This window comes from Streptomyces alanosinicus (assembly GCF_014650595.1).
Classification (GTDB): domain Bacteria; phylum Actinomycetota; class Actinomycetes; order Streptomycetales; family Streptomycetaceae; genus Streptomyces; species Streptomyces alanosinicus.
Genome location: NZ_BMVG01000007.1, coordinates 91,554 through 106,138 on the forward strand (window position 1 = coordinate 91,554; position 14,585 = coordinate 106,138).

Here is a 14,585-nt window from a genome sequence, read left to right on the forward strand (position 1 = left end):
GACGCGCTCCGTGTACGCCCTGGCCGCCCCGTTGCCGGTCAGGCCCGGCTCGTGAGCGGCGGGTGGTCGCCGGTGGCGCCGTCGATCAGCTCGCGCAGGATGTCCATGTGTCCGGCGTGCCGGGCGGTCTCCTCGACCATGTGGACCAGGGTCCAGCGCAGGCTCACGGTGATGTCCTGCCAGGCCGGCCGCCCCTGAGCCTGCAGGGACAGGCCGTCGATCATGGTGTCGGCGGCGGCGCGGGCCCGGCCGTAGAAGGCGAGGATCTGTTCCGTCGTCTCCTGCGGGGTGATCCGCATGTCGTCGTACGGGTCGAACCACAGGGGCTCGGCCGTGCCGCCGAAGGTCTCCACGAACCAGCCGTACTCCACACTGGCCAGATGCTTGACCAGGCCCAGCAGATTGGTGCCGGTGGGGGTCATCGGCCGGCGCAGCTGCTCGTCGTCGAGGCCCTCCAGCTTCCACAGCACGGCGTCCCGGTGCCGGTTCAGGCTCGCGTGCAGCGTCTGCTTCTCTCCGGCGGAGCAGGTCGTCATGCGGATGGAAATTAGCAGGCCGCTCCGACAGCGCCCTGCGATCATGGCCCGTATGGCAGTGGACCGGTCCTTCGAGGACCTCGTGGCCGAGGGTGCCGCCGCACCGACCGAGGGATGGGACTTCTCCTGGTTCGAGGGGCGGGCGAGCGAGGAGCGGCCCTCATGGGGGTACGCCGTGTCGGCGGGGGAGCGGCTGGCCCACGCGCGGGCGGCCCTCGACATCCAGACCGGCGGCGGTGAGGTCCTGGACTTCGCGCTGAGCCGCGCCGAGCCGGCCCGGCCGCCGCTGGCCGCCGCGACGGAGGGCTGGCCGCCGAACGTGGCGAAGGCCACCGCCCTGCTCCGGCCGCGTGGTGTGGTGGTGGTCGCCGCCCCGGACGACGCGCCGCTGCCGTTCGCCGACGAGACCTTCGACCTGGTCCTCAGCCGCCATCCGGTGCGCCCCTTCTGGGACGAGATCGCCCGGGTGCTGCGGCCCGGCGGCACCTACTTCGCCCAGCATGTCGGGCCGGCCAGCGTCTTCGAGCTGGTCGAGTACTTCCTCGGGCCGCAGCCGGAGCAGGTGCGCACCGCCCGGGACCCCGAGCACGAGCGGGCCGACGCCGAGGCGGCGGGGCTTCAGGTGGCCGGGCTGCGAGCACAGCGGCTGCGGATGGAGTTCCACGACATCGCCGCCGTCGTCCATTTCCTGCGCAAGGTGGTGTGGATGGTCCCGGGCTTCACGGTGGAGGAGTACGAGCCCCGGCTCCGCACGCTGCACGAACGGATCGAGCGGGAAGGGCCGTTCGTCGCGCACAGCGCCCGGCATCTCTTCGACGTTCGCAGGCCGGCCCGCTGACGAACCGGGTGCGCCGGAGAAAACGGCTGAAAACAGCCGTGGTTCACCCGGAGTTTTCCATAGGTTTCCACATCGTTATCTGCTCCGGTTCACATCCGCCTCACTGGTCACGTAAGTTCAGACCAACGTTATTCGCGACAGCAAAACTGCGCGGGCGGCACCGCGCAGTGGAGGGGGCTGTGCGGCGCCGTGACGCCCGGTGATCTCGCTGTGTACGCGTAGCGGAATCGTCAAGTCACCATTCACCGGTGGGGTAGCCCGTCGGGGGGACCCGGGGGCGACTCGTCGACACGTTCCCAAGACGGCCCAAACCATCCGGATCCATCAGGATCCCTCCGAATCACTTTGTATCCGACCGGTTTCTCCTGGGATTCCGCTGTGAATCGGCCATGCGGCACCCCTGAATCCAGTGTTCCGCGCCCACCGGGGCGTCGCCGGATGATTCCGGAGAGTAGTTGTGCCCCGCCGATGCACCCACCATCCCTTACGAAGGGTTATGGTGGAAACCCCCCCTCGGGCCGGTCCGTCTCCCCCCCACGGACCGGCCCGTTTTTCATGTCCGCCGCCGAGGGGACGTTCGAGGGGACGTTCGCCGGGAACGCCGGGAACCTCTCGGCGGGGGCCGAGCGTCCCTGTTCGAGGGGCGCGGGACCGTGCTCGATGTGCGGCTCCGGCGCGTGCGCGCGACCAGCCGCAGCGGACCCGCGGCAGACGGCGAATCCGCACCCACCCCACCCCCGATCCCCAAACCCCGGGCCAGAACCAAACCTCCAGCGGGGGTAGGCTCAACGGCTCCGGCACCCACCGCACCGATCTCCCCATCCCCCGGAGGGCCACGTGAACCTGCGCGAGAAGCTGCGCAGCCTGCTCGTCAGGCTCTACGCACGCCGGGTGGAGGGCCACCTGGACCACGACCAGGTGCCCAAGCACATCGGCGTCATCATGGACGGCAACCGCCGTTGGGCGAAGGCGTCCGGTTCCTCCGCCGTCCACGGCCACCGGGCCGGTGCCGACAAGATCGAGGAGTTCCTCGGCTGGTGCACCGAGACCGACGTCGAGGTCGTCACCCTCTGGCTGCTGTCCACGGACAACTTCGACCGGCCGCAGGAGGAACTCGTCCCGCTGCTCGGCATCATCGAGAACGTCGTCCGCACCCTCGCCGCCGACGGCCGCTGGCGCGTACACCACGTCGGCGCGATGGACCTGCTGCCGGCCGGCCTGCAGCATGTGCTGAAGGAGGCGGAGGAGAACACCGCCCACGTCGACGGGATACTCGTCAACGTGGCCATCGGCTACGGCGGCCGGCAGGAGATCGCCGACGCCGTGCGCTCCATGCTGCTCGACGCCCAGGACAAGGGGGTCGCGATGGAGGAACTCGCCGAGTCCGTCGACATCGACATGATCGGCCGTCATCTCTACACCGGTGCGCAGCCCGATCCGGACCTCGTCATCCGCACCAGCGGCGAACAGCGGCTGTCCGGATTCATGCTGTGGCAGACCGCGCACTCGGAGTACTACTTCTGCGACGTCTTCTGGCCTGCCTTCCGCAAGGTCGACTTCCTGCGCGCCCTGCGCGACTACGCCGCACGTCACCGACGTTACGGCGGCTGAGACACCCCGGACGCCCCGTCGGCCCGCCCGCCGACGGGGCGTTCCGCTCACCCCGGTTCGCGTGGACGTAACGAGGAGTTCACCGGCACGCCGGTGGCCACATTTGCATGGCGGCTAGTGTTCGAGGGCATAAGGCAAACAGGCCGACACCCGAACCACGGGCGTCGGATCTCAGCGGACGGCACGGGGCCGTCCGCCCGGGAGGCCCTTTGCACCAGCCCGATCGTGCGGTCACTGCACGGAAGCAGCCGCGGAGGGCCGGTTCTCGGCCCGCCGTACGCGCGGGCCGGACACCGGCCGTGGTAGCCCCACCCTCCCGGCCCGGCTTCCACTCCGTCGCTCCCCGACCTCATCCGAGGGGGTACGTCCTTCCGTGGTGACCAGCGCAAAGCGCCACAAGTCAGACCGGCGCACTTATGTTCTCGACACCAGCGTCCTGCTGGCCGATCCGAACGCCCTGACCCGCTTCGACGAGCACGAGGTCGTGCTCCCGATCGTGGTGGTCACGGAACTGGAGGCCAAGCGGCACCATCCCGAACTCGGTTACTTCGCCCGCCAGGCCCTGCGCCTGCTGGACGACTACCGGGTGAAGAACGGTCGCCTCGACGCCCCCATCCCGATCGGGGAACTCGGCGGGACAGTCCGTGTCGAGCTCAACCACTCGGACCCCAGCGTGCTGCCCACCGGCTACCGCCTGGGGGACAACGACTCCCGCATCCTCGCGGTGGCCCGCAATCTGCAGGCCGAGGGGTACGACGTCACCGTCGTGTCGAAGGATCTGCCACTGCGGATCAAGGCGTCCTCGGTCGGGCTGCTCGCGGAGGAGTACCGCGCCGAACTCGCCATCACGGAGAACTCCGGCTGGACCGGTATGTCCGAACTGACCCTCTCCGGGGAGCAGGTGGACATCCTGTTCGAGGAGGGCCATCTGTATGTCCGGGAGGCCTCCGACCTCCCCGTGCACACGGGCCTGACCATCCAGTCCGAGCGCGGCAAGGCGCTCGGCCGGGTGACGGCCGAGGGCACGGTCCGTCTGGTGCGCGGCGACCGCGAGGCGTTCGGCATCAAGGGACGCAGCGCCGAGCAGCGCATCGCGCTCGATCTGCTGCTCGACCCGGACGTCGGGATCGTCTCGATGGGCGGCCGGGCCGGCACCGGCAAGTCGGCGCTGGCGCTGTGCGCGGGCCTGGAGGCGGTCCTGGAGCGCCGCCAGCACCAGAAGGTGATGGTCTTCCGGCCGCTGTACGCGGTCGGCGGGCAGGAGTTGGGCTATCTGCCCGGCTCCGAGGCGGAGAAGATGAGCCCGTGGGCCCAGGCCGTCTTCGACACGCTCTCCGCGGTCACCAGCCGCGAGGTCATCGAGGAGGTCACCGCGCGCGGGATGCTGGAGGTGCTGCCGCTCACCCACATCCGCGGCCGCTCGCTGCACGACGCGTTCGTGATCGTGGACGAGGCGCAGTCCCTGGAACGGAATGTCCTGCTGACCGTTCTGTCCAGGATCGGCGCCAATTCACGGGTCGTTCTCACCCATGATGTGGCGCAACGGGACAATCTGCGGGTGGGTCGCTATGACGGTGTGGTCGCCGTCGTGGAGAAGCTGAAGGGGCATCCGCTCTTCGCGCATGTCACGCTGACCCGGTCCGAGAGGTCCCAGATTGCCGCGCTTGTGACCGAAATGCTGGAGGACGGCCACATCTGACCCGTCCCGCACGCCAGTTGGCGCCGTCCGGCAAAGGCCAAGAGCCTAGCCGGGCGGCGCCTTCGCGCGTGGAGCTTTCCAGAAATCCCCAGCGACAAACGGGATGTGAGCTTTCACACGCAACACAGAATTGCCACGCGGCGTCCGGTTACGGCAGAGTCTCACTCCTGTCAGGCCCCGCATACGACACACCTGTACCCCCTGGGGGCACCTCCCAGGCGTTAAGCCCTGGGGGAGGTACGGCACCACAGAGGCACCACCAACTCCATAAAGCTCGTCGTATGCCGCCCGCGCACCATGCGGCGCTCCCCGCGAAGGGAGTTGCCCACCGGGCCCGTGCCTCCCGTGACCCCGCAGTTGGGAGGCCAGTGCCAGGGGCACGATTGCGTCCGCCAGGGTCACCGAAGCGGGCGATGCTGGAAGGAAACCGTGTGAGCCGGATTTCGGTCCGGGGATTCGCAGTGGCTTCGGCCACCGCGGTCACCGCCGTCGGGAGCGTCGTCGGAGTTGCCTCGGGCAGCGTCGCGCAGCAGAACAACAACGACGCCGAGGCGACGGCAGCCGACACCACGCTCCTCGCGGACATACCCACGGGTCAGCAGGCCCAGGTCCAGTCCGCGTCCCTGACGCAGCAGGCCGACTCCCAGGCCATCGCCGCGGACGCGAGTGCCAAGAAGGGCGCCGAGGAGGCAGCCCGCAGGGCAGCCGCCGAGACCGCCGTGGCGAAGAAGGCCGCCGCGGAGCAGGCGGCCAAGGACGCCAAGGAACGCGCCAAGGTCAAGGCCGAGGCCAGCCGTGACAGCGCCCGTGACTCCGGCTCCGGCTCCAGCGACTTCCCGGTCCAGAGCAGCTACACGGTGGCGCAGGTCCAGGCCATCGCACGGCAGATCGTGCCGTCCGGCCAGTTCCAGTGCTTCAGCAACATCGTGGACCACGAGTCCACCTGGAACTATCAGGCGGTCAACGCCTCCTCCGGCGCCTACGGCCTCGTCCAGGCCCTGCCCGCCGGCAAGATGGCGTCCGCGGGCGCCGACTGGCGGACCAACCCGGCCACGCAGATCAAGTGGGGCCTGAACTACATGAACCAGCGCTACGGCAGCCCGTGTGACGCCTGGTCGTACTGGCAGGCGAACGGCAACTACTGAGCCTCGCCGCCGCACTCAACCTGGCGCAGCCCCTCCCCGTCCTCAGGGGAGGGGCTTTCGCCCTGTACGGTCGTACCCGAAAAACCTCCAGGGGGAGGAGAGGTGGCGAGCACGCGGGGACGCGGGGGAAGAGGACGGATCATGTCATCGCGAGTGCCAGGGTGGCTCGGCCGGCTCGGTGCCGGTCTCACCGATATGAGCGAGCGGCTGGACCGACGCCGTGCGCAGGTGGAACGCGAGCAGACCGCACAGCCCCCGGACACCCCGCCCGAGTCCCCTGAGCCGGCCGAGCCGGACGACCCGGCCCCGGTCCCCGCCGCCGCTGTGGCCGCCAAGGCCGCCGCACGGCCCGCCGCCCGTCCCGCGCCGCCGGCCGGTGCCCGCCCCGACCCCGCCGAGGCCGTGCCCTGGGGGGTGCGGGTCGCCGCCGAGGCCAGCTGGCGGCTGCTGGTCCTCGCCGGCACCGTCTGGGTCCTGATGCGGGTCATCAGCGCGATCCAGCTGGTCGTGTTCGCCTTCGTCATCGCCCTGCTCGTCACCGCGCTGCTCCAGCCGACGGTCGCCCGGCTCACCCGCCGCGGAGTGCCGCGCGGCCTGGCCACGGCGCTCACCGCGATCAGCGGGTTCGTCGTCATAGGGCTGATGGGCTGGTTCGTGACCTGGCAGGTCATGGAGAACATCGACTCCCTCTCCACCCAGATCCAGTCCGGCATCGACGATCTGCGCAACTGGCTGCTGAAGAGCCCCTTCCACGTCACCGACAAGCAGATCAACCAGATCGCCAAGAATCTGCGCGAGGCGATCGGTGCCAACGCCGACCAGATAACGTCCGCCGGTCTGGAGGGCGTTCAGGTCATCGTCGAGACCCTGACCAGCATCCTGCTGGTGTTCTTCTCCACGCTGTTCCTGCTCTACGACGGCAAGCGCATCTGGGAGTGGTTCCTGAAGCTGGTGCCCGCCGCGGCCCGCCCGGGTGTGGCCGGCGCCGGTCCGCGCGCCTGGCGCACGCTCACCGCCTACGTCCGCGGCACGGTCCTGGTCGCCCTGATCGACGCGACCTTCATCGGTATCGGCATCTACTTCCTGAACGTGCCGATGGCCGTCCCGCTGGCCGTGTTCATCTTCCTGTTCTCGTTCATCCCGCTCGTCGGCGCGGTCGCCTCCGGCGCGCTCGCGGTGATCGTGGCCCTGGTCACCCAGGGCGTCTTCACGGCTGTCATGACCCTGGTGGTCGTGCTGGCGGTGCAGCAGATCGAGGGCCATGTGCTGCAGCCGTTCATCCTGGGCCGCGCCGTCCGCGTCCACCCGCTGGCGGTCGTCCTCACGGTCGCGGCCGGCGGCATGGTGGCCGGCATCGGCGGCGCGGTCGTGGCCGTCCCGCTGGTGGCGGTGGCGAACACGGTGGTCGGATATCTGCGCACGTACGCCGAGGAGTTGCGGCAGCAGAAGGCGGCTCTCGCCGGGCCCGCGGACGCGGTGCTGGAGGAGAACGCGGAAGACCCCGCCCACCAGGGGTGAGCGGGGTCCTCGACGCTGTGGCTACTCGGCCAGCACGGCCTCGGCGTCGAGTGTGACACCCACGGCCTGCACCACAGAGGCGATCTTGAACGCCTCCTGGACGGTCTCGCGCTCCACACCGGCCTTGCGCAGCACCTGCTCGTGCGAGTCCAGGCACATACCGCAGCCGTTGATCGCGGAGACCGCGAACGACCACAGCTCGAAGTCGACCTTCTCCACGCCCGGGTTGCCGATGACGTTCATCCGCAGACCCGCGCGCAGCGTGCCGTACTCGTGGTCCGACAGCAGGTGACGCGTCCGGTAGAAGACGTTGTTCATCGCCATCACCGCGGCGGCGGCCTTGGCGGCGGTGTACGCCTCGGGCGTCAGGTTCGCCTTCGCCTCCGGCTCCAGCTCACGCAGCACGATCGGGGAACGCGAGGCGATGGCGGTCGCCAGCACGGTGCCCCACAGCTGCTGCGCCGGCAGCTCCGAGTTGCCGATGACGGAGCCCAGGTTGAGCTTCAGGTCCTTGGCGTAGTCCGGGACGCGGGACTTCAGCGAGTCGAGCGACATGGGTCACTCACCGGCCAGCAGCGCGACCGGGTCCAGGGTGTCCTCGCCCTTGCTCCAGTTGCACGGGCACAGCTCGTCGGTCTGCAGGGCGTCCAGGACCCGCAGGACCTCCTTGGGGTTACGGCCCACGGAACCGGCGGTGACCATGGTGAACTGGATCTCGCGGTTCGGGTCGACGATGAAGACGGCACGCTGCGCGAAGCCGTCCTCGCCCTCGATGCCGAGGTCGCGCATCAGCTCGTGCTTGGAGTCGGCCAGCATCGGGAACGGCAGGTCGGTCAGGTCCGGGTGGTCCTTGCGCCAGGCGTGGTGGACGAACTCGGAGTCACCGGAGAAGCCGAGGATCTGGGCGTCACGGTCGGCGAACTCGTCGTTCAGCTTCCCGAACGCGGCGATCTCGGTCGGGCAGACGAAGGTGAAGTCCTTCGGCCATGCGAACACGACCAGCCACTTGCCCTCGTAGGACTTGTGGTGGATCTGCTCGAACTCCTTGCCCTTCTCCAGCGAGACGCAGGCGGTCAGTTCGAATTCGGGGAACTTGTCACCGACAGTGAGCACACGCTCTCCTTGCAGCGAAGAAAGAGCCCTTTTGAGGATCTTTCCCATGGGTTGGACGCTGGTGATGGTGGCACAGGCTGGATTGATTAAAGAAATAGCTATACTCGGTCATGTTGATCGGGGGTGGTTATCAGTGACCAGTAGTAACGGCAAGCGGAAGCAGCCGAGCCTCGCGCAGCTGCGTGCCTTCGCCGCCGTGGCCGAGCATCTGCACTTCAGGGACGCGGCGGCCGCCATCGGGATGAGCCAGCCCGCCCTGTCGGGAGCGGTCTCGGCGCTGGAGGAGACCCTCGGGGTGACGCTTCTTGAGCGTACGACGCGTAAGGTGCTGCTCTCGCCGGCCGGGGAGCGCCTCGCGGTGCGGGCGAAGGCGGTGCTGGCCGCGGTCGGCGCGCTGCTGGAGGAGGCCGAGGCGGTCCGGGCGCCGTTCACGGGTGTGCTGCGCCTCGGGGTGATCCCGACCGTCGCGCCGTATCTGCTGCCCACCGTGCTGCGGCTCGTCCATGAGCGCTACCCGGACCTCGACCTCCAGGTGCACGAGGAGCAGACCGGCAGCCTGCTCGACGGTCTGCACTCCGGCCGCCTCGACCTGCTGTTGCTGGCGGTCCCGCTCGGTGTGCCCGGAGTCGTCGAACTCCCCCTGTTCGACGAGGACTTCGTGCTCGTCACCCCGCTCGACCACTGGCTCGGCGGCCGCGAGGGCATCGCCCGCGAGGCCCTGAAGGAGCTGAACCTGCTGCTTCTGGACGAGGGGCACTGCCTGCGCGACCAGGCCCTGGACATCTGCCGGGAGGCCGGCCGCGAGGACGCGCCGGTGACCACGACGGCCGCCGGCCTGTCCACGCTGGTCCAACTGGTCGCGGGCGGCCTCGGCTGCACGCTGCTGCCGCGTACGGCGCTGAAGCTGGAGACCACACGCAGCAGCCAGCTCCTCACCGGCGCGTTCGCCGAGCCGGCCCCGAGCCGCCGGGTGGCTCTCGCCATGCGGGCGGGGGCGGCGCGGGCCGCGGAGTACGAGGAGCTGGCGGCCGCGTTGCGCGAGGCGCTGTGCGCGTTGCCGGTCCGGGTACTGGAAGCGCCGTGAGGGAGCGGTCCTCCCCACGGCGCCGACCAGTCACTCCGTCCGCAGGCCCTCCGGACGCATCATCCGTACCAGCGGCGGCAGGCTCAGCGCGGTGACCGTGAGGACCACCGCCGCGCCGGCGCCGGTCAGGGACAGCACGCTCGCCCAGTCCACGCCCAGCGTCACGCCCACCATCTTCAGCAGCACCGCGCCCAGCGTCAGTCCGACGGTGGAGGCGAGCAGCAGGCCGAGGGCGATCGGGACGGCCGTCTGCCACAGCACCGACAGGCTCAGGGTGCGCCGCCGGGTGCCGAAGGCGACCAGCGACGACAGCAGCTTCCTGCGCTCGCGCAACTGCTCCAGCTGGGAGACCAGCAGACTCGCGCCGATCAGTGCCAGCACACAGATGGCGCCGGCGAACGTACCGGTGCGGATGGAGTCGAACTGCTTCGACCGCTCGGTGGCCGACCACACGATCGTGTCCGCCACCGGGTCGATCCGGGCGGCGGTGTTGCGGACGTACTCGTCCGCGTCCGGCGTCGACTCGTCCATCGAGAGATAGACGGCCCCGCGCAGCAGCGGGCTCATCCGCTCGGGCACGGCGGCCGGGGTCAGCAGCACACTGCTGTCGCTGAGTCCGTTCGGGCCGGTGATCGCGGTGGCCGGCTTCAGATGGGCCGGTACGGTCCAGGGGGCGTCCCCGCCCCGGCCCGTGCCGTTGATGGTGTCCATGTGGAGCGTGCGGCCGGGCCGGACGAGATTCGTCACGCTGCCGTCGCGGCCCCCGCCCGAGGCCACGAAGGCGTCCCCGTCGCGACAGGACGTCAGCCGGGCCATTTCGCGCAGGGACTGGCAGGTGCCGACGGTCAGGGACACCGTCTCATGGGGCCCGCTCCGCCAGTTGGTGTCGCCCAGCTCGGTGCTGCCGAGCGCGGTCACCTTGCGCACCCCCTTGGTCGCGGAGAACTTCGCGGCGGCCGGGAGGAAGTCGATGCCCTGCGACAGGTTGACCTGCAGCTGCACCCGGCTGGTGTCCTGCGCCGTGCGCTTGGTGTAGTCGCCCTGGATGCCCGCGAACAGCATCTGCATCGCGATGGCCCCGGCCACCGCGACCGCGATGCCGTTCACCATGCGCGCCGCCGAGCCGCTGCTCAACTGGAGCCTTCGTACGGCCAGTTGCCAGGCGATGCCGCCCCGGCCCAGCCGGGCCACCACCGCCTCGACGATCCACGGCAGCAGCGTGGTGACGCCGACGAGCAGCAGCAGGACGCCGCCGATCACCAGATAGGGGTTGAAGTCGCCGTTCTCCCTGCCCTGGCCGATCATCGGGGCGAGCGCCGCGAGACCGCCCACGGGCAGTAGCAGTCGCCACCACAGCCGACGGCGGGTGGGCTTGGCCGTACGGACCACGCCCAGCGGCTCGATGACCACACCGCGCAGCGCGAACAGCGTCACCAGCACCGCCGCCGCCGGGACGGTGACCGCGACCAGGGCGGCCAGCGCCGGTGAGGGGTTCAGATAGCTGGGGAAGACGCTGATGCCGACGACCTGGATCGCGCCGGAGAGCTGACGGGCGATCAGGAAGAAGACGGTGCCGAAGGCCAGCCCGACCAGCGCTCCGGCGAGCGCCTCGCCCGCCGCGATCCGCCGGGTCATCCGGCTGTCGGCGCCCACCAGCCGCAGCGCGGCCAGCCGGCGGTCGCGCCGCTCGCCGCCGAACCGTACGGCGGTGGCGATGAACACGACGACCGGCATCAGCAGGACCGCGAAGACGACCAGGATCAGCAGGATCAGAACCGGATCCATCGAGTTCGACGAGGTCGTCCCGTCCGGGTGCCCGAACTTGCTGATCCGGGCCGTGTGGTAGCCGTCGATGTGCGGGGCCAGGTTCTTCGCGCCGGCGTAGTAGGCCAGCTCCCGCGCGCCGACGAGTCCGCTCTCGCCGATCGTCCCGGTGATCCGGTACGGCAGCCGCTCGCGCAGCACTTTGCCCTCGGCGGAGCCGAGCAGGTCCTTCAGCGCGGCGGAGACGACCATGTCGCCCGGCGCGGGGTATGCCGACAGGCCCGGTGCGAGCGGCGCTCGCGGACCCTCGGGCTCCACCAGCCGGCCACGGACGGCGTCGCCGTGGTACATCGTGTCGGAGTCGGAGATCAGCAGCGTGTTCGCTGCCTTGGCCCGCTTGGGGCCGTAGGTGTAGTCCAGGCGGGCCTCGTCCCGGTCGTGCCGTACCGCCAGCGCGCTGGGGATCGCGGTCGTCAGCAGCAGCAGCGCCACGCCCATGCCGACGCCGACCGCCGTGAGCAGCATCCGGATCCAGCCCTCGCGCCCGCCGGTGAAGGCGAACCGGATCCCCATAGCGAGGTCCCTGGACCACTTGGAATTGAGAGGGGCGGCGCGAAGCGCCTCCGGCAGGGCGGTGGTGGGTGACGGGCGGGCATTCATATGGCGCGCTCCATGTCCCGGGACCTGCCGTCGCGTACGACGATCTCCCGGTCGGAGTAGGCCGCCACCCGGGCCTCGTGCGTGACGAGGACGACGGCCGCGTTGGCGGAGCGGGCCGCGTCGGTCAGCAGCTCCATCACGCGCTCGCCGTTGAGGGAGTCGAGCGCGCCGGTCGGCTCGTCGGCGAAGACCACCCGGGGCCCGGTGACCAGCGCCCGCGCCACCGCGACGCGCTGCCCCTGGCCGCCGGAGACCTCGCCGGGCCGCTTGCCCCCGAGGTCGTCCACCTCCAGGCGCTCCATCCAGCCGAGCGCGGCCTTCTCGGCCTGCTTGCGGGAGGTGCCGTTCAGGCGCAGCGGGAGGGCCACGTTCTCGACACAGGTCAACTCGGGCACCAGCTGGCCGAACTGGAAGACGAACCCGAACTCGGAGCGCCGCAGCGCGCTGCGCTCGGCGTCGCTCATGCCGGCCAGCTCGCGGCCGTCGTAGACGATGGACCCGGAGTCGGGCGGCACGATGCCGGCGAGACAGTGCAGCAGGGTCGACTTGCCGGAGCCGGAGGGGCCCATGACGGCGACGACCTCGCCGGGGTGGATGGAGAACTCGGCGCCGTCCAGTGCGACCGTGGGGCCGTAGGCCTTGCGCAGCTTCTCGGCGGTGAGCAGGGAGCCGGTGGGAGCGGTCATCGGGACACCGCCTCCCGGAGCTTGTCCAGACGCGCGGCGGTCAGCTCCAGCCAGCGCAGATCGGCCTCCAGGTGGAACAGCGCGTGGTCGCAGATCAGCTGGTCGGCGAGGTCGCCCTTGCGCTTGCGGTCGGTCAGGATCCGCATGCTGCGCAGATGCTCGGAGCGTTGGGTGTCGAGGATGTCGGCCGCGTCGCGGTGGGTCAGCAGCGCGAGGACGACCTTGGTGTACAGGGTCGACTGGAGGTACTCCTCGGGCTTCTCCGGGGTCGCGAGCCAGCGCTCGACGTCGGTGATACCGGCGTCGGTGATGGCGTACCGCTTCCGCTCGGGCCCGCCGCCCGCCTCGATGCCGTCGACCTCCACGAGGCCGTGCTTCAGCAGCCGGGACATCGTGGAGTAGACCTGGCCGTAGTGCAGCGGCCGGTCGTGACCGAACTTCTCGTCGAAGGCCCGCTTCAGGTCGTAACCGTGACGCGGGCCGGACTCCAGGAGCCCCAGGAGGGTGTGACCGATGGACATGCGCAGCACTCTACACACGGTGTATACGCCGTATGTATACGCGGAGTGTGGAGATCATGGCCTGCGGTACGACGGTGCAGGTGGGAGGGCATTGTCTTGGTTCGGTAAAGAAATGCGAGGCCGAAGCCCTTCAGGCCGACGGGGGCTCGGAGGCGGAGCCCCCGGGCGGCCGCCCCCGTCGCGGCAGCGGCCCCGTGTCCTTCGGCAGCCGTCCCGTCTCCGCCAGCGCCTTCCGCAGCAGGAACTCGATCTGCGCGTTGGCCGACCGCAGTTCGTCCCCGGCCCACCGCGCCAGTGCCTCGTACACCGACGGGTCGAGCCTCAGCAGTACCTGCTTGCGCTGCTGAGGCCGTCGCTGAGGGGCCGCACCCCCGGCGGAATCCGTCACTGGTAGAGGGTCCCGGTGTTGAGCACCGGCTGCGGGGCGCGGTCCCCGCACAGCACGACCATCAGGTTGGACACCATCGCCGCTTTCCGTTCCTCGTCCAGTTCCACGATGTCGGCCTCCGCGATGCGGGCGAGCGCCGCCTCGACCATGCCGACCGCGCCGTCCACGATCTGCCGCCGCGCGGCCACGACCGCCCCCGCCTGCTGCCGCTGGAGCATCGCCGAGGCGATCTCGGGAGCGTACGCGAGGTGCGTGAAGCGCGACTCGATGATCTCGACTCCGGCCGCCTGTACGCGCACCTGCAGTTCGACGGCCAGCTTCTCGGTGATCTCCTCGGCGTTCCCGCGCAGCGACAGGCCGTCCTCCTCGTGGGCGTCATAGGGGTACTCGATCGCGATGTGCCGTACGGCCGTCTCGGTCTGGGTGGCGACGAACTCGGTGAAGTCGTCGACCTCGAAGGTGGCCTGGGCGGTGTCCTGGACCTTCCAGACCACCACCGCGGCCAGCTCGATCGGGTTGCCGTAGGCGTCGTTGACCTTCAGTACGGCGGTCTCGTGGTTGCGCACCCGCGTGGAGATCCGGGTCCGCGAGGTGAAGGGGTTCACCCAGCGCAGGCCGTCCTGCCGGATCGTGCCCCGGTACCGGCCGAAGAGCTGGACGACCCGGGCCTCGCCGGGCGCGACCGTGTTCAGGCCGCGCAGCGAGATGACCGCGGCGAGGAAGACGACGATCCCGGTGACGACGAGGCCGGCCTTGGCGCCGGGGGACGGGACGGCCGAGGCGGTGGCGATCAGCGCGGCGGTGGCGCCGAGCCCGAGCAGGCCGAGCAGCAGGGCGAGCCCGCCGCCGATGCTGTGCGCGGTGGTCTCGCGCACCTGGGGTGCGGGCATCTCGGGTGCGTCGACGGTGGCGGCCGGGTCGTGTGCGGACATGGGTGGTCCCCGTTTCTCATGAGGCCCGCCGTGCGGGCCTAGCTTCCTTCTAGCTAAGTGATAACACTTTTTGTGTCGGAGGCAACCCTG

Annotated in this window: 14 protein-coding genes; 6 read left to right on the forward strand and 8 right to left on the reverse strand. The window is 70.1% G+C overall.

Annotation, left to right across the window (positions count from 1 at the left end; genetic code table 11):
• Positions 1-38: 38 nt before the first annotated feature.
• Positions 39-536 carry a DinB family protein gene (locus IE277_RS17590; RefSeq protein WP_189953463.1) on the reverse strand — a complete coding sequence of 166 codons (498 nt, stop codon included), beginning with the start codon at positions 534-536 and terminating at the stop codon, positions 39-41.
• Between the two features lie 52 nt (positions 537-588).
• Between IE277_RS17590 and IE277_RS17595 the strand changes: the two genes are divergently transcribed.
• The 5 genes from IE277_RS17595 (at position 589) to IE277_RS17615 (ending at position 7,347) form a co-directional block, all read left to right on the forward strand.
• The gene (locus IE277_RS17595; RefSeq protein ID WP_189953887.1) at positions 589-1,374 is read left to right on the forward strand and encodes a class I SAM-dependent methyltransferase; all 786 of its coding nucleotides are present in this window, start codon (positions 589-591) and stop codon (positions 1,372-1,374) included.
• A gap of 837 nt (positions 1,375-2,211) precedes the next feature.
• The gene (locus IE277_RS17600; protein ID WP_189953465.1) at positions 2,212-2,985 is read left to right on the forward strand and encodes an isoprenyl transferase; all 774 of its coding nucleotides are present in this window, start codon (positions 2,212-2,214) and stop codon (positions 2,983-2,985) included.
• Between the two features lie 373 nt (positions 2,986-3,358).
• On the forward strand, positions 3,359-4,684 hold the full coding sequence (gene phoH2, locus IE277_RS17605) for an RNA 5'-3' helicase PhoH2 (RefSeq protein WP_189953467.1): 1,326 nt from the start codon (positions 3,359-3,361) through the stop codon (positions 4,682-4,684).
• Between the two features lie 431 nt (positions 4,685-5,115).
• Entirely contained in the window at positions 5,116-5,829 is a 714-nt protein-coding gene (locus IE277_RS17610) for an aggregation-promoting factor C-terminal-like domain-containing protein (protein WP_189953469.1), read from the forward strand.
• A gap of 141 nt (positions 5,830-5,970) precedes the next feature.
• Complete coding sequence (locus IE277_RS17615) at positions 5,971-7,347, forward strand: AI-2E family transporter (RefSeq protein WP_189953471.1); 1,377 nt, start codon at positions 5,971-5,973, stop codon at positions 7,345-7,347.
• A 21-nt stretch (positions 7,348-7,368) separates the two neighbouring features.
• Here the strand turns inward: IE277_RS17615 and IE277_RS17620 are convergent, their stop codons facing one another.
• A complete protein-coding gene (locus tag IE277_RS17620; RefSeq protein WP_189953473.1) occupies positions 7,369-7,902 on the reverse strand; it encodes an alkyl hydroperoxide reductase in 534 nt (177 codons plus the stop codon).
• A 3-nt stretch (positions 7,903-7,905) separates the two neighbouring features.
• The gene (locus IE277_RS17625) at positions 7,906-8,460 is read right to left on the reverse strand and encodes a peroxiredoxin (protein ID WP_071381327.1); all 555 of its coding nucleotides are present in this window, start codon (positions 8,458-8,460) and stop codon (positions 7,906-7,908) included.
• 133 nt (positions 8,461-8,593) lie between these two features.
• Here IE277_RS17625 and IE277_RS17630 point away from each other — a divergent pair, with 133 nt between their 5' ends.
• Entirely contained in the window at positions 8,594-9,544 is a 951-nt protein-coding gene (locus tag IE277_RS17630) for a LysR substrate-binding domain-containing protein (protein WP_189953475.1), read from the forward strand.
• A gap of 30 nt (positions 9,545-9,574) precedes the next feature.
• On the opposite strand, the gene IE277_RS17635 is transcribed toward IE277_RS17630, so the two are convergent.
• From IE277_RS17635 to IE277_RS17655, 5 genes are all read right to left on the reverse strand, one after another.
• The gene (locus IE277_RS17635; protein WP_189953477.1) at positions 9,575-11,881 is read right to left on the reverse strand and encodes an ABC transporter permease; all 2,307 of its coding nucleotides are present in this window, start codon (positions 11,879-11,881) and stop codon (positions 9,575-9,577) included.
• A gap of 83 nt (positions 11,882-11,964) precedes the next feature.
• Positions 11,965-12,654, reverse strand: coding sequence for an ABC transporter ATP-binding protein (locus IE277_RS17640; protein WP_189953479.1), 690 nt, complete (start codon positions 12,652-12,654; stop codon positions 11,965-11,967).
• Positions 12,651-13,175: a PadR family transcriptional regulator gene (locus tag IE277_RS17645; protein ID WP_189953482.1), complete on the reverse strand. Its 525-nt coding sequence runs from the start codon at positions 13,173-13,175 to the stop codon at positions 12,651-12,653. Before IE277_RS17645 ends, IE277_RS17640 begins: the two co-directional genes overlap by 4 nt.
• Before the next feature lie 130 nt (positions 13,176-13,305).
• Positions 13,306-13,563: a type II toxin-antitoxin system antitoxin gene (locus IE277_RS17650; RefSeq protein ID WP_189953484.1), complete on the reverse strand. Its 258-nt coding sequence runs from the start codon at positions 13,561-13,563 to the stop codon at positions 13,306-13,308.
• Positions 13,560-14,495: an SPFH domain-containing protein gene (locus IE277_RS17655; RefSeq protein ID WP_189953486.1), complete on the reverse strand. Its 936-nt coding sequence runs from the start codon at positions 14,493-14,495 to the stop codon at positions 13,560-13,562. The genes IE277_RS17650 and IE277_RS17655 overlap by 4 nt, the downstream gene beginning before the upstream one ends.
• Between the last annotated feature and the right edge of the window lie 90 nt (positions 14,496-14,585).

Bases quoted from the DNA above. Each gene is read 5' to 3' on its own strand.
- IE277_RS17590 (WP_189953463.1), bottom strand. From the start codon at position 536: ATGACGACCTGCTCCGCCGGAGAGAAGCAGACGCTGCACGCGAGCCTG.
- IE277_RS17595 (WP_189953887.1), top strand. From the start codon at position 589: ATGGCAGTGGACCGGTCCTTCGAGGACCTCGTGGCCGAGGGTGCCGCC.
- IE277_RS17615 (WP_189953471.1), top strand. From the start codon at position 5,971: ATGTCATCGCGAGTGCCAGGGTGGCTCGGCCGGCTCGGTGCCGGTCTC.
- IE277_RS17620 (WP_189953473.1), bottom strand. From the start codon at position 7,902: ATGTCGCTCGACTCGCTGAAGTCCCGCGTCCCGGACTACGCCAAGGAC.
- IE277_RS17635 (WP_189953477.1), bottom strand. From the start codon at position 11,881: ATGGGGATCCGGTTCGCCTTCACCGGCGGGCGCGAGGGCTGGATCCGG.
- IE277_RS17640 (WP_189953479.1), bottom strand. From the start codon at position 12,654: ATGACCGCTCCCACCGGCTCCCTGCTCACCGCCGAGAAGCTGCGCAAG.
- IE277_RS17645 (WP_189953482.1), bottom strand. From the start codon at position 13,175: ATGTCCATCGGTCACACCCTCCTGGGGCTCCTGGAGTCCGGCCCGCGT.
- IE277_RS17655 (WP_189953486.1), bottom strand. From the start codon at position 14,495: ATGTCCGCACACGACCCGGCCGCCACCGTCGACGCACCCGAGATGCCC.